Source organism: Inquilinus sp. YAF38, assembly GCF_052113205.1.
In the GTDB taxonomy this organism is placed as follows: Bacteria; Pseudomonadota; Alphaproteobacteria; order DSM-16000; family Inquilinaceae; genus Inquilinus.
In genome coordinates this window covers 1-19,082 of sequence record NZ_JBFRCU010000026.1, presented here as the reverse complement: position 1 = coordinate 19,082, position 19,082 = coordinate 1, and the positions used below count along the sequence as shown (strand labels likewise).

Sequence of the window (19,082 nt, the reverse complement as noted above, 5' to 3'; positions counted from 1 at the left end):
CTTAAACGCAACGACGTGCCGGGCCTGCCCCACCACGACGAACGGTCCAGAGACAGAAAGTATGTCATGATAGGTCCGAAAACGATTCTGATCGACGGAATTTGGAACGGCGCGGAGGATGGCCGCACCATTCCGGTGATCGACCCGTCGACCGGGGCGGCGTTCGACAGCCTTGCCCGCGGCGGCCCGGCCGAGATCGATGCCGCCGTGCGGGCCGCGCGCCGGGCCTTCGACGACGGGCCCTGGGGCCGGATGCCGGCGGTCGAGCGCGGCCGCATCCTGTCCCGCATCGGCCGCGCCATCGAGGCGGATTTCGAGACGCTGTGGCGGCTGGAGGCGGCCGACGCCGGCAAGCCGGTGAAGCAGGCCAAGGCCGACATCGCCGCCTGCGCCCGCTATTTCGAGTTCTATGGCGGCGCCTGCGACAAGCACCACGGCACCACCCTGCCCTATCTCGACGGCTACACCGTGCTGACGGTGAAGGAGCCCTACGGCGTCACCGGCCACGTCATCCCGTGGAACTACCCGGCGCAGATCTTCGGCCGCACCATCGGCGGCGCGCTGGCCGCCGGCAATGCCTGCGTGCTGAAACCGGCCGAGGATGCCTGCCTGACACCGCTGCGCATCGCCCGGCTGGCGCTGGAGGCCGGGCTGCCGCCGGGCGCGCTGAACGTGGTCACCGGCCTGGGCGCCGAGGCGGGCGCGGCCCTGGCGTCGCATCCCGGCCTCGACCACATCAGCTTCACCGGGTCGCCCGCCACCGGCGCCGCGATCCAGGCTGCGGCGGCGCAATTCAACCGGCCGGTGACGATGGAGCTGGGCGGCAAGTCGCCGCAGCTGGTGTTCGACGACGCCGATGCCGAGGCCGCCCTGCCCTTCGTCACCGCGGCGATCGTGCAGAATGCCGGCCAGACCTGCTCGGCCGGCAGCCGCCTGCTGCTGCAGGACGGCATCGCCGACGACTTCCTGGCGGCCTTGGGAGAGCGCTTCAAGGCGCTGGAGACCGGCCCCTGGGACCGCGACCCGGATTGCGGCCCGCTGATCAGCGCCCGGCAGCAGGAGCGGGTGCGCGGCCATCTCGACCGCGCCCGCGCCGACGGGCTGCCGGTGCTGGCCGAAGGCCGCCTGTCCCCGAACGCCCCGGCCGGCGGCTTCTACCAGGTGCCGACCCTGATCGGCGACGTGCCGCCCGGCCATCCGCTGGCGCAGGAGGAGGTGTTCGGCCCGGTGCTGGCGGTGCTGCGCTTCCGCGACGAGGAGGAGGCGATCCGCCTGGCCAACGGCACCGAGTTCGCCCTGGTCGCCGGAGTCTGGACCCGCGACGGTGCCCGCCAGCTGCGCTGCGCCCGCCGGGTCCGGGCCGGCCAGGTCTTCGTCAACAACTACGGCGCCGGCGGCGGCGTCGAGCTGCCCTTCGGCGGCATGAAGCGCTCCGGCTTCGGCCGCGAGAAGGCGATGGAGGGGCTGGATCATTTCAGCGTGACCAAGACCATCGCGATCAGGCACGGATAGCGGCCGCCGGGCCTACCCAATTCTGTGATGCCCGGGCTTGACCCGGGCATCCAGGGGCTCTCAATGCCGCTCTGGGTGGCCCCTGGATTGCCGGGTCAAGCCCGGCAATGACAGGAAAGGGGGAGCGGGGGCCATAGGCCCGCGCCCGGCTCATACCACCTCGGCGGACATTCGCCTGCTGCCTTGGCCGCCCTGCCCCTATAGTCCGGCCATTCGACGGTCCTTGACCGGAACAGGGCCGGGCGCCCGGCATTTGGCGGCGCCTCCGCCCGCGGCACGACCACCATACGACCAGGACAGAGGGACAGGGCATGCGGCTCGAAGGCAAGGCGGCCATCGTCACCGGCGCGGCGTCAGGTTTCGGCAAGGGCATCGCCGAGCGCTTCGTGCGGGAAGGCGCCAACGTGCTGATCGCCGATCTGTCGACGGAAGCCGGCGAGGCCGTGGCCGCGGCTTTGAACGAAGTGCGTGCGGGCTCGGCCTGCTTCGTCCGCACCGACGTGTCGCGCGACGCCGACACCGCGGTCGCCATCGCCACCGCGGTCGAGGCCTTCGGCGGGCTCGACATCGTCGTCAACAACGCCGGCTACACCCATCGCAACAAGCCGATGTCCGAGGTCACCGAGGACGAGTTCGATCGCATCTTCGCGGTCAATGTGAAGGCGATCTTCCTGTCGGTCCGGCACGCCGCGCCGCATCTCTCGGCCAAGGGCGGATCGATCCTCAACATCGCCTCGACCGCCGGCATCCGGCCGCGGCCCGGCCTGACCTGGTACAACGCCTCGAAGGGCGCGGTGATCACCGCCACCAAGTCGATGGCGGTCGAGCTGGCGCCGAAGATCCGGGTCAACTGCCTGTGCCCGGTGCTGGGCCAGACCGGCCTGACCTCGACCTTCCTCGGCGAAGACACGCCGGAGCGGCGGGCCCAGTTCCTGGCCACCATCCCGCTCGGCCGGATGAGCACGCCCGAGGACATCGCCAACGCTGCGCTGTATCTGTCCTCCGACGAGGCCTCGATGGTCACCGGCGTCGCGCTCGAGGTCGATGGCGGCCGCTGCATTTAGGCGCCCCTGAGAGACCTTTTCAGAATTCCCCAAACCCGTCATCCCCGCGAAAGCGGGGATCTCGTCACGCTTGGACCGGAAAGAGATTCCCGCTTTCGCGGGAATGACGGCAAAGGGATGAATTGCTGTTCTGAAATGGTCTCGCTGACCCGGGCCGACCGAAGCCGGGGCTTGCCTCGGCGCGGCGATCCCCGCACCCTCGGCACCGAGGGCAGCGAAGGGGCGATGGGCATGCCAGCAACGGCCGGGTTGTCGACGGCGCGCCATCCGACTAGGAAGGCGCGATGACGACCCTCGCAACCGACTCGCGCGACGGCCAATCGCTCGCCCCCAAGCTGCTCGGCGTCATCGGCGTCGTGTATGGCGACATCGGCACCAGCCCGCTCTACACCATCCGGGAATGCTTCACCCATCCGGGGGCGCCCGGCGTCTCCGAGGGGGCGGTGCTGGGCGTGCTGTCGCTGATCTTCTGGGCGACGACGCTGATCATCACGATCAAATACGTCTCCTTCGTGATGCGCGCTGACAACCGCGGCGAGGGCGGCGTGCTGGCCCTGACCGCCCTGGCCTTCCGGGCGCGGCGCGGCAAGAGATGGGGCCATTTCATCGTCCTCCTGGGCATCGTCGGCGCGGCGCTGTTCTACGGCGACGGCGTCATCACCCCGGCGATCTCGGTGCTCAGCGCCGTGGAGGGCCTGAAGATCGCGACGCCGGTCTTCGACCCTTACATCATCCCGCTGACGCTGATCATCCTGACCCTGATCTTCATGGTCCAGGCCCATGGCACGGCCAAGGTCGGATCGGCCTTCGGCCCGATCATGTGCGTCTGGTTCCTGGTCATCGGCCTGCTCGGCGCCGTCCAGATCGTCGGCCGCCCCGACGTGCTGGCGGCGATCTGGCCGAACCACGCGGTCGAGCTGTTCTACACCAGCCCCTGGGCCGCCATCGTCGTGCTCGGCTCGGTGGTGCTGGCGGTCACCGGCGGCGAGGCGCTCTATGCCGATATGGGCCATTTCGGCCGCGCTCCGATCCGCATCGCCTGGGTCAGCTTCGTCTGGCCGGCGCTGCTGCTGAACTATTTCGGCCAGGGCGCGCTGCTGATCGAGAACCCGGCGGCGATCGAATCGCCCTTCTTCCTGCTGACCCCGTCCTGGGGCCTGTACCCGATGGTGATCCTGTCCACCATGGCCACGGTGATCGCCTCCCAGGCCGTGATCTCCGGCGCTTTCTCGGTCAGCCAGCAGGCGGCCCAGCTCGGCTACATGCCGCGGCTGGAGGTGCGGCACACCTCGGCCGAGGAGAAGGGCCAGATCTACATCTCGCGGATCAACTGGTCGCTCTACGCCGCGGTGGTCATCCTGGTGGTCGGCTTCGGCTCCTCCAGCGCCCTGGCCGGGGCCTACGGCATCGCCGTGACCGGCACCATGGCGGTGACCAGCGTGCTGGCCTATCTCGTCGCCCGCCACCGCTGGGGCTGGAGCCGTTGGACCGCGGCGCCGCTGTTCGCGACGTTCCTGTTCATCGACCTTGCCTTCTTCGGCGCCAACACCATCAAGATTCTGCATGGCGGCTGGTTCCCGCTGGTGCTGGCGGTGGCGCTGACGACGCTGATGTGGGTGTGGCGCAAGGGCCGCGAGATCCTGTATCGGCGGCGCTACCGCGACGCCATCCCGCTGGCGACCTTCGTCGAGGGCAAGATGTACAAGCGGGCGCACCGGGTGCCCGGCACCGGCATCTTCATGACCGGCAATGTCGGCGTCGTGCCCTTCGCCCTGCTGCACAACCTGAAGCACAACAAGATCATCCACGAGCGCGTGGTGCTGCTGAAGGTCGAGACCACGGACGAGCCGCGGGTCGACGACGACCAGCGCATCGAGATCAAGGATCTCGGTGACGGCTTCTACACGGTGATCGTGCGCTACGGCTTCCAGCAGCAGCCGGACGTGCCCCGCGCCCTGGCCGCCTGCGCCGCCAAGGGTCTGGGCTTCAACATGGCCGACACCTCGTTCTTCATGAGCCGGGAGTATTTCGTGCCGTCGCCGCGGCCCGAGCTGCCGCCGTGGCAGGAGTGGCTGTTCATCCTGATGTCGAACAACGCGCTGAGCGCCACCGAGTTCTTCCGCATCCCGGCCAACCGCGCGGTCGAGCTGGGCTCGCACCTGGAGATCTGAGCGGCGTTCTCTGAAACCCGCCTCTCCGTCCCCTGCCTGACGGTTCTTTCGCGTATCGCAGCAAAGACCCTGCGAGCGGCAGCCGAATCAGCCGCGGGGCACGACGGTGATCATGATGCCGGTGAAGTGCAGGGCGCTGCCGGCCAGCACGAACAGGTGCCAGATCATGTGGTTGAACGGCAGCCGCTCCCAGACATAGAACGCGACGCCGGCGGTGTAGGCGAGGCCGCCGGCCACGATCCAGCCCACGGCGGCGCCGCCGAGCGACGACCACACCGGGCCGATCGCGACCAGGATCAGCCAGCCCATGCCGAGATAGAGCGGCAGCGCGATGTGCCGGCCGTAGCGGCGCCAGGACAGCCGCAGCACCACGCCGGTGATCGCCAGCCCCCAAATCACCGCGAACAGCGTCCAGCCCCAGGCGCCGCGCAGGCCGAGCAGCAGGAACGGAGTATAGGTGCCGGCGATCAGCAGATAGATCGAGGCATGGTCGAGCAGATTGCAGGCGTGCCTGAACCGGGCCGTGCGCGCCGCATGCAGCAGGGTGGACGACACATAGGTCAACACCAGCGTCGCGCCGTAGATCGCCAGGCTGACGATCTCGAGCGCGCCGCCGTACAGGCTGGCCAGGACCAGGAGCACCACCAGACCGGCCACGGCCAGGGCGGCGCCGATGCCGTGGGTGACCGCATTCGCGATCTCCTCGGCCAGGGTCTCGGTGCGGGCGACGGTCCCTTCGGTCATGGGATCAATCTAGCATCCGATCCGGCTGCCGCCAGGCGGCGAGGTCACCGATGGGATGCGGCGATCGTCACGACGAGCCCCGCCCCGCGGCAGGCTGCTGGACAAGACAAAACAAGTGTCATGATTTACAATAAAAGAATCTAATTTTTGGCAATATTGAATAGACCTCCAGCCACTGTCTTCTGTTTCAGAAAATCCTCTTGTCAGGTTTCGTTTCGTTTGTAATGGTTAAACCCAGATCCGAATCCTGAGAGCGAATCTTCGCCCCTTTCCCGTCATGGCGAGGAGGCGAAGCCGACGTGGCCATCCAGAAGCCGGTGCGAGCGGCCCTTGGTGGCCACGCCCCTGCGGGGCTCGCCATGACGGATCAACACCGAGCATTGCGACGTACCGAAAAACCAACCCAATCAAACGGAGTCGGTCGTGGGGGAATCTGAAATGACAAGATTATCGGCGCGTGTGCGGCAAACGGCATTTCGGTATTCAAGACAGATAGCGCTGGCGCTGACCCTCGCGATATTCGGCGCAGGTCTGGCGCATTCGCAGGATCTGGTGCAGGAGCTGGCGACGCGGGCCAATCAGACGGCCTATGGCGGCCGGATCGGCGTCCCCTTGAAGCGAGGTGACTTCGTCTATCTTCCGACTGGATCCACCGTCACGGCATGGGACTACCGGACTCCGGAGGCGCCCCGGCTGGCCGGCGACACGCGCCGACAGCCGCTCCCCGGCGTCATCACCGCGATCGCGTCGCGAGGCCGGTATCTTTACGCCAGCTGGCAGCGGGGCGGCAGTTCCTCCGGCCTGGCCATCTATTCCCTCCTCGATCCGGGCCGCCCGAGGCTGATCGACGGCGGCCTCCTGCGGAAAAGCGCATCGCCCGAAAACATCACCGCCATCTCGATCGACGGCGACTTTCTCTACGCGTTCGACAGCGAAAGAGGCGTGGTCGTCCACTCCCTGGCCGATCCGCTCTACCCCAGGGCCATCCGGGTGGTCGAGGGCGGCCCCGCCGATGTGGTCGGCATCGCCGGCGGCCGCATCTTCACGTCCGCCCGGACGTGGCTGGGCGATACCTTGCTGCAGGTGTTCGACAACAGCCGGAAGAATTTTCCCAAGAAAGTGACCAGCGAAAACCTGGACGGGTTCGAGAATTTTCGCTTGCAGTTCGCCTGGCCGCTCGCGGTGGGGTTCGGGCTGAGCGTCAACCTGTATTACCTGCCGCCCTGGGGCGGTGCGCCGCTGCTGTGGGGCAGCGCGGCGCCGGGCGAGGCGCTCTTCAACGGCTTCATCGCCGGCGACAAGGCCTACGGCTTCGGGGCCTCCGGCGTCAGTGTCTGGAGCCTGCGCCTGCCGGTCCGCCGGGTCGGCCGCGCCGATTTCGCCAATGCCTTCGCCGCGGAAACGACCACCGTGAAGGGCCAGTTCGGATGGGTGGCCACCACCACCGATCAGCTGGCGCTGTTCGACACCGGCAAGACGGCATCGCCCCGCTTGGCCAGTGTCGTCGACACCCTTGGCGGCGCCGATGTCATGGACGCGGCCCTGATCGACCGCAGCCTGGTCCTGCTGCAGAATGTGTATGGGCTGAGTGCAGCCAATGACGACGACTTCACGCCGACGGGGCGGTTCGACGCCGACCTGCCGAAGGCCAAGCAAGCCCGGGCGTTCGAGGACATGGCGGTGGATGGCAGGCGGGCCTATCTGGCGGCCTGGGGCTATGGGCTGATCGTGGTCGATCTCAGCAATCCGTCGTCGCCGCGCGAGCTGGGGCGCCTGCCCGCCGAATTCTCCTCCGCGATCGCGGGGAAGGGCCGGCATGTCTATCTCGGCACGGCCACGAACGGAGGCTCGGTGACGTCGGTCGATGTGTCGAACCCGGCCCGTCCGGTGGTGCGGGATGCGGTTCCGGTCGATACCCGGGTCGAGCGGCTGCAACTGGCCGGACGGTTCCTCTTCGCGGCCAGCGCGCCGGACGCCGCGGGAGGTCCTCCGGGTGGATTGCGCGTCTTCGATGTCGGCAACCCCTCGCAGATCAGCGAGATCGGCCGCTACACCGACGATTGCGAGTTCGCGAGTGACCTGGCCGTCAGCGACGACGCCCGGACCGTCCATCTGCGATGCTCGAGCGGCCTGCACATCCTCGATGTGAGCCAGCCGAGCCGGCCGGTCCGCATCGGGTTCTACGCGGCCGCCGGGGTTGATCGGGCGATCGCGCTCGGCTCCGGATCGGTGTTCGTCGCGACGGACGGGACTATCGAGGAGGTCGATGTGCGCAATCCGCGCCGGCCGACCTTGCTGAACCGCTATCAGCTTCCGGCCGAGGCCCGCCGGCTGCGGGTGATGCCGGGCCGTCGCCTGTTCGTGTTCATGGGGACGGGCGGCCTACAGGTTATCAAGCTGTAGCGAGACTTTTGACGACGCTATTCCTCGCCGTCATTGCGAGGAGGCGAAGCCGACGAAGCAATCCAGGGGCCTATGCGCGCGGCTCTGGATTGCTTCGCTGCGCTCGCAATGACGGTGTTTGGAATTCCGAAAAGATCTCTCTGGCAGGCCGCGGAACCGCGGATCGCAGGACGGCGACCTGCCTCGAGGTCAGGCACGCCAGAACGGCTTGCGGATCTCGGCCTCGACATCGCTGTGGCTCAGGCCGACATCGGCCAGGACATGGTCGTCGAGGCTGGACAGGTGGCGGCGCTGGCGCTCGCGGTCCTGCCAGTCCAGAAGCCGGTCGACCAGGCGCAGGACCATGCCGCGGGTGGCGAGGTCGGCACGAGAGGCGGTGAGCTGGATTCCAGTGGCGGACATGACGGTTCTCCTTGCTTTTGAGGCGGCTGGCCCCGCAGGGAAGCATTTGCCTCGCCCTGATAGTTGCGCCTTCGTTCTCGCTTCGACAAACGAGGCTTTCTCGTGCTACGGCTTAGAAAATCTATCGCTCGACCGAGCTGATCCGATGGCGCGCCGCCTGCCTCCGCTGAACGCCCTCCGCGCCTTCGAGGCTGCCGCCCGGCACCTCAGCTTCGTCGATGCGGCCGACGAGCTCGCGGTCACCCCCGCCGCGGTCAGCCATCAGGTCAAGGCGTTGGAGGCGCATCTCGGCGTCGCCTTGTTCCAGCGGCTGCCGCGCGGGCTGGTGCTGACCGAGCAGGCCCGGATCCTGGCGCCGCAGCTGACCCGCGGCTTCGACCGGCTGGCCGAGGCGGTGGCGCGGATCCGGGTCGACGACGTCCAGACCGTGCTGTCGGTCACCGTGCTGCCGTCCTTCGCCGTGCGCTGGCTGCTGCCGCGGCTGGCCGGCTTCCGCCGGCTCAACCCCGGCCTCGAAATCGAGGTCCGGGCCCAGCACCAGGCGGTGGATTTCCGGGGCGAGCGGGTCGACATCGCCCTGCGCTACGGCCGTGGCGGCTGGCCCGGCCTGCATGTCGAGCGCTTCCTCGACGACGCGGTGTTCCCGGTGTGCAGCCCTCAGCTGCTCGACGGCCCGCACCCGCTGCTGGCCCCTCAGGATCTGCGCCATCACACCCTGATCCACGACGTGGTCACAGGGGACGACGAGCCCTGGGTCACCTGGCAGCACTGGCTGCTGTATTTCGGGCTCGACGACATCGACCACCGCCGCGGGCCGCGCTACAGCGACAGCCACATGATGCTGGAGGCGGCCGCGGCCGGTGAAGGCGTTGCGCTCGGCCGCAGCTCGATCATGGCCGACGACCTGGTCCGCGGCCGGTTGATCCGCCCGTTCCCGGACATCCAGGTGGCCGACTACGCCTACCATTTCCTGTGCCGGACCGACGCCATTGACCGGCCGGCCGTCCGCGCCTTCCGCGACTGGCTGGTCGCCACGGCGGCAGTTGACCCGACCGCGCCCGACGCCGCGGCGCCTGCCCCGGCCCTGGGTGATTGAGCACAGCCCAACGAGCCCCCTCGCCGTCATTGCGAGGAGGCGAAGCCGACGAAGCAATCCAGGGGCCGGTGCGAGCGGCCCCTGGATTGCTTCGCTGCGCTCGCAATGACGGTGCTGGAATTTTGAGCAGATCTGCGGGCGAACGGCCGGCGCAACCCACGGGGCCTGGCGATAGGTCTTTTGTCCGATATTAATACTGATTTTCAACGCAAATTTGCTTTGACCGTTTGGTCAGGATTTCGTTACGGTTCGATTTCAGGAGAGGCGGCGCCGAGGCACGGGAATCCGGCCACGGCGCCATGCGAGGCTTGCGGTTCGTCGTCTCCCGGCTGGATGTCCGGGATCGAGCCCCTGGGAGAGATCATGACGACGGTATCCGACGCCGGGCGCAGCCGGCCTGCTCCATATCCTCCACCATGCCCATGGCCCCTCGCGGCGCTGGCGCCCCATGCGCATGGCAGATATGTTCTGACTCTTGGTCCGACAGGGAGCGTCTTCCAACAATGAAAAACCTTCTCTCCGCCCTCGCCCTCTCCACGGCGCTCGTGGCCGGGGCTGCCTTCGCCGACGAGGTGAAGCCGGCAGTGGTCTTCGACATGGGCGGCAAGTTCGACCGCTCCTTCAACGAAGGCATCTACAACGGTTCGAAGAAGTGGTCCGACGAATCCGGCGTCAAGATCGCCGAGTTCGAGGTCACCAACGAGTCCCAGCGCGAGCAGGCACTGCGGCGCATGGCCGAGAACGGCGCCAACGTCGTCATCGCCGTCGGCTTCGCCCAAGCCCCGGCGCTGGAGATCGTCGCCGACGAGTTCCCGGACGTGAAGTTCGCGATCATCGACGCGGTGGTCGAGAAGCCGAACGTCCAGTCGATCGTGTTCAAGGAGCAGGAAGGCTCGTTCCTGGTCGGCGTGCTGGCGGCGCTGGCCTCGAAGACCGGCACGGTCGGCTTCGTCGGCGGCATGGACATCCCGCTGATCCGCGCCTTCAGCTGCGGCTATGTCCAGGGCGTGCACTACGCCAATTCCAGCGCCAAGGTGCTGGAGAACATGACCGGCACCACCCCGGCCGCCTGGAACGACCCGACCAAGGGCGGCGAGCTGGCGCGCAGCCAGTTCGATCGCGGCGCCGACGTGGTCTATGCCGCGGCGGGCGCCACCGGCCTCGGTGTGCTGCAGGCCGCGGCCGACGCCAAGAAGCTGTCGATCGGCGTCGACAGCAATCAGAACCACCTGCATCCCGGCTCGGTCCTGACCTCGATGCTGAAGCGGGTCGACGTCGCCGCCTACAACGTCTTCAAATCGGCCCAGGACGGCAAGTTCAAGCCCGGCGTCAACGTGCTCGGCCTGAAGGAGGACGGCGTCGGCTGGGCCCAGGACGAGAACAACGCCAAGCTGATCACGCCGGAGATGAAGGCCAAGGTCGACGCGGCTTCCAAGGGCATCATCGACGGCTCGATCCAGGTGGTGGACTACCGCACCAACAACTCCTGCCCGATGTGACGGCGGCGTCCGATCCGCAATGGACAATGATGGCGTGACCCGCGCCGCGACGGTCGGCGGTGCCCCTGCGGGGGCGCCGCCGGCCATCGAATTGCGCGGCATCAGCAAGAGCTTCGGCCCGGTCAAGGCCAACCAGGACGTGTCGCTGACGATCGCCCCCGGCACGATCCATGGCATCATCGGCGAGAATGGCGCCGGCAAGTCGACCCTGATGTCGATCCTGTACGGCTTCTACGAGGCCGACAGCGGCGAGATCCTGGTGAATGGCCGGGCGCAGCGCATCACCTCCTCCAGCGACGCGATCGCGGCCGGCATCGGCATGGTGCACCAGCACTTCATGCTGGTGGAGCCATTCACCGTGCTGGAAAATGTGATCCTCGGCGCCGAGGGCGGCGCGCTGCTGGCCGGCGGCAAGGCCCGGGCGCGGGCGGAGCTGCAGCGGCTGGAGCGCGAATACACCCTGGAGGTGCCGGTCGACGCCATCGTCGGCGACCTGCCGGTCGGGCTGCAGCAGCGGGTCGAGATCCTGAAGGCGCTGTATCGCGGCGCCGACACCCTGATCCTGGACGAGCCGACCGGCGTGCTGACGCCGCAGGAGGCCGACCACCTGTTCCGCATCCTCGCGGCGCTGCGGTCACAGGGCAAGACGGTGATCCTGATCACCCACAAGCTGCGCGAGATCATGGCGATCACCGATGCGGTGACGGTGATGCGGCAGGGCCGCGTCGTCGCCAATGTCGCGACGAAGGAGACCAGCCGCGAGCAGCTGGCCGAGCTGATGGTCGGCCGCAAGGTGCTGCTGCGGGTTGACAAGACCGCGGCCCGGCCGGGCGCGACGCTGATGGAGGTGCGCGGCCTCGACGTCGTCGACGGCCAGGGCGTGCGCCGGGTCAAGGACGTGTCCTTCGCGCTCAGGGCCGGCGAGATCGTCGGCATCGCCGGCGTCTCCGGCAACGGCCAGTCGGAGCTGCTGGCCGCCCTGGCCGGCATGGTCCGGCCGGCCAAGGGCGACATCGCCGTCGGCGGCACCGCGCTGTCCTCGCTGTCTCATGTCGATGCCGGGACGCTGCGCGCGCTGGGCGTCGGCCATGTGCCGGAGGATCGCCACCGCGAGGGACTGGTCACCGCCTTCACTGCCGCCGAATGCGCGATCCTCGGCCATCATGCCGACCCGGCCTATAACGGCGCGGTGATGACCGACGGCCGCAAGGTGCTGGCCCATTGCGAGCGGCTGATGAAGGACTATGACGTCCGGCCGCCGAACCCGCATCTCAAGGCCGCTAACTTCTCCGGCGGCAACCAGCAGAAGATCATCGTCGGCCGCGAGGTCGAGCGCGACCCGAAGGTGCTGCTGGTCGGCCAGCCGACCCGCGGCGTCGACATCGGTGCGATCGAGGCGATCCACCGCCGCCTCGTGGCGCTGCGCGACAGCGGCAAGGCGATCCTGCTGGTGTCGGTCGAGTTGGACGAGATCCGCTCGCTGGCCGACCGCATCCTGGTGATGTTCGACGGCATGATCGTCGGTGAGGTCGCGGCTGACGGCGCCTCCGAGCAATCGCTGGGCCTGATGATGGCCGGCGTCCAGCAGGAGGCCGCGGAATGAGCGCGCTCGGCCGTCCGGCCGACGTGCCGCGCTGGGTGTCGATCGCCCTGATCCCGCTGGTCAACCTAGTGCTGGCCTTCGTCGCGGCCGGGCTGGTGGTGCTGCTGATCTACTGGGGCCAGTATGCCGACGGCACGCTGCCTGGGGCGGACTACCTCTACACCCCGGTCCGGGCCGCGGAGCTGCTGCTGAAGGGCGCCTTCGGGACCGTGCCGAACCTCAGCCGCACGCTGTACTACACCACCGATTTCATCTTCGCCGGCCTGGCCGTCGCGGTCGCCTTCCATGCCGGGCTGTTCAACATCGGCGCCGAAGGCCAGGCCTATTTCGCCGGCCTCGGCGTGGCGCTGGTCTGCCTCTATCTCGACTTCCTGCCCTTCATCCTGGTGCTGCCGCTGGCGATCGTCGCGGCGGCCCTGTTCGGCGCCGCCTGGGCCTTCATTCCAGCCTATCTGCAGGCGAAGCGGGGCAGCCACATCGTCATCACGACGATCATGTTCAACTTCATCGCCTCGTCGCTGATGGTCTACCTGCTGGTCCATGTGATGATCGCGCCGGGCCAGCAATCGCCGGAGACCCGGGCCTTCCTGCCGAACACGACGATGCCGACGATCACCGAGATGGTGTCCTGGTTCGGCTACAAGCTGCCGCGGCTGCCGCTCAACCTCACCTTCCTCTGGGCGCTGGCCTGCTGCGTCTTCGTCTGGATCTTCATCTGGCACACCCGCTGGGGCTATGCCCTGCGGGCGGTCGGGCTGAATCCCCGCGCCGCGGTCTATGGCGGCATCTCGGTGGCCGRCATCATCATCATGGCGATGTGCATCTCCGGCGCCCTGTCCGGCTTCATCGCGGTGAACGAGGTGATGGGCTTCAACCGGCGGCTGCTGCTGAACTTCGTCGCCGGCGCCGGCTTCGTCGGCATCGCCGTGTCGCTGATGGGCCGCAACCATCCCTTCGGCATCGTCTTCGCAGCGGTGCTGTTCGGCGCGCTGTACCAGGGCGGCACCGAACTGAGCTTCGAGATGCCGGAAATCACCAAATGGCTTGTGGTGACCATCCAGGGCCTTGTGATCCTCTTCGCGGGCGCGCTGGAGAACATGTTCCGGCCAAAGATCGAGGCGCTGTTCCGCCGGCGGCCAGCACCGCTGCCGGCGGCGGGAGGGGCGGCGGGATGACCCTGCTCGACGTCATCGCGCTGCTCGACGCCACCATCCGCACCTCGACGCCGCTGGTGCTGGCGGCGCTGGCCGGGCTGTTCGCGGAGCGGGCCGGGCTGGTCGACATCGGGCTCGAGGGCAAGATGCTGGCCGCCGCCTTCGCCTCCGCCGCCATGGCATCCTATGCCGGCTCGGCCTGGGCCGGGCTCGGCATGGGCGTGGTGGTCTCGGTGGTGCTGGCGCTGCTGCACGGCTACGCCTCGATCACCCATCGCGGCAACCAGGTGGTCTCCGGCCTCGCCATCAACATCCTGGCCTCGGGCCTGACGGTCACGCTCGGCATCGCCTGGTACCAGCGCGGCGGCCAGACCCCGTCGTTGGAGGGCGACGCCCGGTTCCAGCAGATCGCGCTGCCGCTGGCCGACACGCTGCGCGAGGTGCCGGTGGTCGGGCCGATCTGGTCCGAGCTGATCTCCGGCCATTCGATCCTGGTCTACGCCGCCTTCCTGGCGGTGCCGCTGGTCTCCTGGATCGTCTACCGCACCCGCTTCGGCCTGCGGCTGCGCGCGGTGGGCGAGAGCCCGGCCGCGGTGGACACCGCCGGCATCTCGGTCTCCGGGCTGCGCTACCGGGCGATCGCCCTCACCGGCGTGCTGTGCGGCTTCGCCGGCACTTATCTATCGGTGGCGCAGAACGCCTCCTTCGGCCCGGACATGACCGCCGGCAAGGGCTATCTCGCCCTCGCCGCCCTGATCTTCGCCAAGTGGAAGCCCTGGCCGGTGATGCTGACCTGCCTGCTGTTCGGCATGCTCGACGCGCTGGAGGCGCGGCTGCAGGGCACCCGCATCCCGGGCATCGGCGAGATTCCGGTCCAGTTCATCCAGGCGCTGCCCTATATCCTGACCGTGGTCCTGCTGGCCGGCTTCATCGGCCGGGCGACGGCGCCGAAGGCCAGCGGCGTGCCCTATGTCAAGGAACGGTGATGACCGATCCCGGCTTCGAGGCGCTGTTCCAGGCGGCCAGCGCCGCCCGCACCCGCGCCCACGTGCCCTATTCGCACTTCCCGGTTGGCGCCGCGATCCGCACGCCGGACGGCCGCATCCATGCCGGCTGCAATGTCGAGAACGCCGCCTATCCGCAGAGCCAATGCGCCGAGGCGACGGCGATCGGCATCATGGTCGCGGCCGGCGGCCGGGCGATCGAGGAGATCGTGGTGATCGGCGGCGAGGCCGGCGACACCCTCTTGTGCACGCCCTGCGGCGGCTGCCGCCAGCGCATCCGGGAATTCGCCCGCGGTGACACGAAGATCCATGTCTGCGGGCCGGAAGGGCTGCGCCTGACCACGACCCTCGACGCCCTGCTGCCGCATTCCTTCGGGCCAGAGAACCTGCAGGACTGACGCCTCAGAACGGCGCTGGCGTCCGTCCGCTTCCCGTCCTAGTAAGAACCAACCGTGTCCAAACGGATTCGCCCGAGGGTCGCCATGTCCGAGTTCGCTGCCGCGCCGGCGGAGCGCCGCTGAGATGGCGTTGCTGCCGCAGGAGATCATCCGCCGCAAGCGCGACGGGGCCGTGCTCGCCGATGCCGAGATCGAGGCGATGGTGCGCGGCGCGGTCGATGCCAGCGTCACCGACGCCCAGATCGCCGCCTTCGCCATGGCCGTGTTCTTTCGCGGCATGACCATGCCGGAGCGGGTGGCCTTCACCCGCGCCATGGCGCGGTCCGGCCGGGTGCTGGACTGGTCGGGCGCGAACCTGCCCGGCCCGGTGCTGGACAAGCATTCGACCGGCGGCATCGGCGACAAGACCAGCCTGATCCTGGCCCCGATCGTCGCCGCCTGCGGCGGCTTCGTGCCGATGATCTCCGGCCGTGGCCTGGGCCACACCGGCGGCACCTTGGACAAGATGGATGCGATCCCGGGCTATGTCAGCCAGCCGGAGACGGAATTGCTGGACCGGGTGGTGCGCTCGGCCGGCTGTGCCGTCGTCGGCGCCACCCGCGACATCGCCCCGGCCGACCGCCGCATCTACGCCATCCGCGACACCACCGGCACGGTCGAATCGATCGACCTGATCACCGCCTCGATCCTGTCGAAGAAGATGGCCGCCGGGCTGGGCGGGCTGGTGATGGACGTGAAGTTCGGCACCGGCGCCTTCATGAGCGATATCGGCGACGCCCGCGCTTTGGCCCGGTCGATCGTCGACGTGGCGAATGGCGGCGGCCTGCCGACCGTGGCGCTGCTGACCGACATGAACCAGCCGCTGGGCCGCTCCGCCGGCAATGCCGTCGAGGTGCGCGAGGCGATCGACCTGCTGACCGGCGGGCCGAAGGACGAGCGGCTCTGGGAAGTGACGGCCCGGCTGACCGCCGAGCTGCTGGTGATCGGCGGCCTGGCCGCCGATGCCGAGGCGGCCCGGGTCAAGGTCGAGCATGCCCTGGCCAGCGGCGCCGCTGCGGAGCGCTTCGCCCGCATGGTCCGCGACCTGGGCGGCCCGGCCGACATCCTGGAGAAGGACCACCTGCCGGCGGCGCCGGTGGTGCAGCCGATCGCGGCGGGGCGCGACGGCGTCGTCGCCGCGGTCGACGCCCGGGCGATCGGTGTCGCCATCGTCGCGCTTGGCGGCGGGCGGATCCGGCCGGAGGACGGCGTCGACCACGCCGTCGGCCTGACCGACATCGCCGCGATCGGCGAGGCGGTCGGCGCCAAGGGCCGGCCGCTGGCCCTGCTGCACGCCCGCGACGAGGCCTCGGCCGCCGCGGCGGAAGCCGCGATCCGCGCCGCAATGACCGTCGCCGACACCGCCCCGGCCCAGCCGGCGCTCGTCGCCGAGCGGATCGCCTGAGCATGGACACGCAGGCCGCGGCCGCGCCGCCACAGGCGAAGCAGTCCGCGGCGCAGGGCATCGCCCTCTACACCGGCGGCATCTTCCTCCTGTGCATCATGGACGCCATGATCAAATGGCTGTCGGCCGACTATCCGATCGCCCAGATCGTGTTCTTCCGCGCCTCGATCGGGCTGATACCGACCCTGGTGATGCTGTATCGGCCGCCCGGTCTCAAGGCGCTACGGACGCAACGGGTCGGGGTGCACATGATGCGCGGCCTGGTCGGCTGCGTCGGCACCTTCGGCTTCTTCTGGGCCTTCGCGGTGATGCCGCTGGCCGATGCCTACGCCATCGGCTTCGCCGCGCCGATGTTCATCACCGCTATGTCAGCGCCGATCCTGGGCGAGAAGGTCGGCCTCAAGCGCTGGCTGGCCGTCCTGGTCGGCTTCGCCGGGGTGATGATCATGATCCGCCCGGGCGGAGAGGGCAGCACCTTCGGTGGCGGCGGCGCCATCGCGCTGCTGGCCACCGCCGCCTATGCCCTGTCGATGGTGCTGATGCGGCTGTACAGCCGCACCGAGACCAACGCCTCGATGATTTTCTACGCCACCATCGTCATCGTCGCCGTCGCCGGGGTGCAGATGCCCTTCGTCTGGGTGACCCCGACCTGGAAGGATGCCGGCCTCCTCGCCGTGCTCGGCCTGCTCGGCGGCATCGGTGCGATCATGATGGCGCAGGCTTATCGCGTGGCCACGCCGTCGATCGTGGTGCCGTTCGAATACACCGGCATGATCTGGGGCGTGGGCTTGGGCTTCATGCTGTGGGGCGACGTGCCCGATCTGTGGATCTGGGTCGGCTCGGCGGTGGTCGTCGCCAGCGGCCTCTACATCCTGCACCGCGAGACGCGCACCCGATCGCCGGTCTCGCCGCCCGCGGGGGCGACCGACCCGGCCGGCGAGAGCGGGGTTCCAGTATCATGAGAAAGGGCGCGGCGATGCTGCCGAAGGCGGAGCTTCACCTGCATCTGGAGGGCGCGGCCGGCCCGGATCTGGTCCGCCGCCTGGCCGCCCGGCACGGCATGGCCCTGCCGGCGGACCTGTTCGACGCCCAGGGCGAGTTCGCCTGGACCAATTTCCTGCACTTCCTCAAGGTCTATGACACCGCCAGCACGGTGATCAAGACCGAGCGGGACTATCGCGACGTCACCTACGAGTACCTGAAGGCCTGCGCCGCCGAAGGCGCGATCTATGCCGAGCTGATGTCCTCGCCCGACCATGCCGCTGCGGCCGGCCTGTCCTATCAGGGCCATCTCGACGGCATCGTCCGGGGCATCGAGGATGCACGGGCCGAGACCGGCATCGAATCCCGCATCATCGTTACCTGCGTCCGCCATCTGGGGGCCGAGCGCGGGGTCGAGGTGGCGAAGCTGACGGCGAAGCACCCGCATCCGCTGGTCACCGGCTTCGGCATGGGCGGCGACGAGGCCGGCTTCCCGCCGCAGCTGTTCGCCCAGGCCTTCCGCATCGCCCATGACGAGGCCGGCCTGGCCTGCAACGTCCATGCCGGCGAGGCGGCGGGGCCGGAAAGCATCTGGGCTGCCCTGCGCCTGCCGGTCGCCCGGATCGGCCACGGCGTGCGCTCGATCGAGGACCCGGTGCTGGTGCGCGAGCTGGCCGACCGCGGCATGGTGCTGGAGGTCTGCCCCACCAGCAACGTCGCCACCAAGGTCTATCCCGACTATCGTGCCCATCCGCTGCGCCAGCTGATGGAAGCCGGGGTGAAGGTGACGCTGAACAGCGACGACCCGCCCTATTTCGGCACCACCATCGGTCACGAATACGAGGTGGCGGAGCGGCATTTCGGCCTCGACGAGGCTGCCCTGCGGCAGGTGACGCGCACCGCGCTGCAGGCCGCCTTCGTCGACGAACCCACCCGGGCCCGGCTGCTGGCCGGGCTCGACTCCTGACCCACCCGAAGGAAGAAAGAGGATTCAATGACCATCAAGCGCATCGGCGTCGGCCCGCGCATGAGTGCGGCCGTCATCCATGGCGACCGCGTGTTCCTGGCCGGCCAGGTGGCCGAGACCCCGACCCCGGACGTGACCGACCAGACCCGCCAGATCCTGGCAACGATCGACGGGCTGCTGGCCGAGGCCGGCACCGACAAGACCAGGCTGCTGACCGCCAACATCTGGCTGGCCGACATCGCCGATTTCGCCGCCATGAACGCGGCCTGGGACAAGTGGGTCTCGCCCGGCAACACCCCCGCCCGCGCCACGGTCGAGAGCAAGCTGGCCGGCCCGGAATACCGGGTCGAGATCCAGGTCACCGCGGCGATCTGATCGCGGGCGTCAAAGGACCGTCATTGCGAGCGCAGCGGTAACTGCCCAGGTGCAGGCGTGATTAGGCGGAGTTGAGGTTATGGATGAGTTGTGTTGGGCAGGATGACAGTGTTTCGAGCAGGTTCCATCCGCGCTTTCGAGCGGTGCCGATGAGGGTGCGGAGCGTGGCGAAGTTGTCTGCGCCTTGAGATGTGCGGAACCCGCCGGAGATTTTCTGTCGGAGTTTCATCATCCGGGCATCGCGCTCGGCTTCGTTGTTGGTGAA

Annotated in this window: 17 protein-coding genes; 14 read left to right on the top strand and 3 right to left on the bottom strand. The window is 68.6% G+C overall.

Features of this window, described 5'->3' with window-relative positions; translation table 11 throughout:
- Positions 1-66 precede the first annotated feature (66 nt).
- The 3 genes from AB4Z01_RS13980 to AB4Z01_RS13970 all read left to right on the top strand — a co-directional run bounded on the left by AB4Z01_RS13980 (position 67) and on the right by AB4Z01_RS13970 (position 4,747).
- A complete protein-coding gene (locus tag AB4Z01_RS13980) occupies positions 67-1,512 on the top strand; it encodes an aldehyde dehydrogenase family protein (protein ID WP_441694539.1) in 1,446 nt (481 codons plus the stop codon).
- A gap of 311 nt (positions 1,513-1,823) precedes the next feature.
- Complete coding sequence (locus tag AB4Z01_RS13975; RefSeq protein ID WP_441694538.1) at positions 1,824-2,576, top strand: glucose 1-dehydrogenase; 753 nt, start codon at positions 1,824-1,826, stop codon at positions 2,574-2,576.
- Positions 2,577-2,860: 284 nt separating this feature from the next.
- Positions 2,861-4,747 (top strand): potassium transporter Kup, encoded by a 1,887-nt coding sequence (locus AB4Z01_RS13970; protein ID WP_441694536.1) that lies wholly within the window; start codon positions 2,861-2,863, stop codon positions 4,745-4,747.
- Positions 4,748-4,834: 87 nt separating this feature from the next.
- On the opposite strand, the gene trhA is transcribed toward AB4Z01_RS13970, so the two are convergent.
- Complete coding sequence (gene trhA, locus AB4Z01_RS13965) at positions 4,835-5,491, bottom strand: PAQR family membrane homeostasis protein TrhA (protein WP_441694535.1); 657 nt, start codon at positions 5,489-5,491, stop codon at positions 4,835-4,837.
- A 438-nt stretch (positions 5,492-5,929) separates the two neighbouring features.
- On the opposite strand from trhA, the gene AB4Z01_RS13960 reads away from it, so the two are divergent.
- A complete protein-coding gene (locus tag AB4Z01_RS13960; protein WP_441694533.1) occupies positions 5,930-7,894 on the top strand; it encodes a hypothetical protein in 1,965 nt (654 codons plus the stop codon).
- A gap of 189 nt (positions 7,895-8,083) precedes the next feature.
- On the opposite strand, the gene AB4Z01_RS13955 is transcribed toward AB4Z01_RS13960, so the two are convergent.
- Positions 8,084-8,296 carry a DUF1127 domain-containing protein gene (locus tag AB4Z01_RS13955; protein ID WP_441694531.1) on the bottom strand — a complete coding sequence of 71 codons (213 nt, stop codon included), beginning with the start codon at positions 8,294-8,296 and terminating at the stop codon, positions 8,084-8,086.
- Positions 8,297-8,441: 145 nt separating this feature from the next.
- Between AB4Z01_RS13955 and gcvA the strand changes: the two genes are divergently transcribed.
- From gcvA to AB4Z01_RS13905, 10 genes are all read left to right on the top strand, one after another.
- Positions 8,442-9,392: a transcriptional regulator GcvA gene (gcvA, locus tag AB4Z01_RS13950; RefSeq protein WP_441694529.1), complete on the top strand. Its 951-nt coding sequence runs from the start codon at positions 8,442-8,444 to the stop codon at positions 9,390-9,392.
- A 503-nt stretch (positions 9,393-9,895) separates the two neighbouring features.
- Entirely contained in the window at positions 9,896-10,891 is a 996-nt protein-coding gene (locus AB4Z01_RS13945) for a BMP family lipoprotein (protein WP_441694527.1), read from the top strand.
- Positions 10,892-10,910: 19 nt separating this feature from the next.
- On the top strand, positions 10,911-12,494 hold the full coding sequence (locus AB4Z01_RS13940) for an ABC transporter ATP-binding protein (RefSeq protein ID WP_441694525.1): 1,584 nt from the start codon (positions 10,911-10,913) through the stop codon (positions 12,492-12,494).
- Positions 12,491-13,669 (top strand): ABC transporter permease, encoded by a 1,179-nt coding sequence (locus AB4Z01_RS13935; RefSeq protein ID WP_441694523.1) that lies wholly within the window; start codon positions 12,491-12,493, stop codon positions 13,667-13,669. The genes AB4Z01_RS13940 and AB4Z01_RS13935 overlap by 4 nt, the downstream gene beginning before the upstream one ends.
- The gene (locus tag AB4Z01_RS13930; RefSeq protein WP_441694521.1) at positions 13,666-14,634 is read left to right on the top strand and encodes an ABC transporter permease; all 969 of its coding nucleotides are present in this window, start codon (positions 13,666-13,668) and stop codon (positions 14,632-14,634) included. The genes AB4Z01_RS13935 and AB4Z01_RS13930 overlap by 4 nt, the downstream gene beginning before the upstream one ends.
- Entirely contained in the window at positions 14,634-15,050 is a 417-nt protein-coding gene (locus AB4Z01_RS13925) for a cytidine deaminase (RefSeq protein WP_441694519.1), read from the top strand. Before AB4Z01_RS13930 ends, AB4Z01_RS13925 begins: the two co-directional genes overlap by 1 nt.
- Before the next feature lie 124 nt (positions 15,051-15,174).
- Positions 15,175-16,494 (top strand): thymidine phosphorylase, encoded by a 1,320-nt coding sequence (gene deoA, locus AB4Z01_RS13920; protein ID WP_441694517.1) that lies wholly within the window; start codon positions 15,175-15,177, stop codon positions 16,492-16,494.
- Positions 16,495-16,496: 2 nt separating this feature from the next.
- The gene (locus AB4Z01_RS13915) at positions 16,497-17,456 is read left to right on the top strand and encodes a DMT family transporter (protein WP_441694515.1); all 960 of its coding nucleotides are present in this window, start codon (positions 16,497-16,499) and stop codon (positions 17,454-17,456) included.
- A complete protein-coding gene (locus AB4Z01_RS13910; RefSeq protein WP_441694513.1) occupies positions 17,453-18,442 on the top strand; it encodes an adenosine deaminase in 990 nt (329 codons plus the stop codon). The genes AB4Z01_RS13915 and AB4Z01_RS13910 overlap by 4 nt, the downstream gene beginning before the upstream one ends.
- 27 nt (positions 18,443-18,469) lie before the next feature.
- Positions 18,470-18,817 (top strand): RidA family protein, encoded by a 348-nt coding sequence (locus tag AB4Z01_RS13905; RefSeq protein WP_441694512.1) that lies wholly within the window; start codon positions 18,470-18,472, stop codon positions 18,815-18,817.
- A 61-nt stretch (positions 18,818-18,878) separates the two neighbouring features.
- On the opposite strand, the gene AB4Z01_RS13900 is transcribed toward AB4Z01_RS13905, so the two are convergent.
- Positions 18,879-19,082: IS66 family transposase (locus AB4Z01_RS13900; protein WP_441694510.1), on the bottom strand; the 204-nt coding region annotated here is incomplete at its 5' end.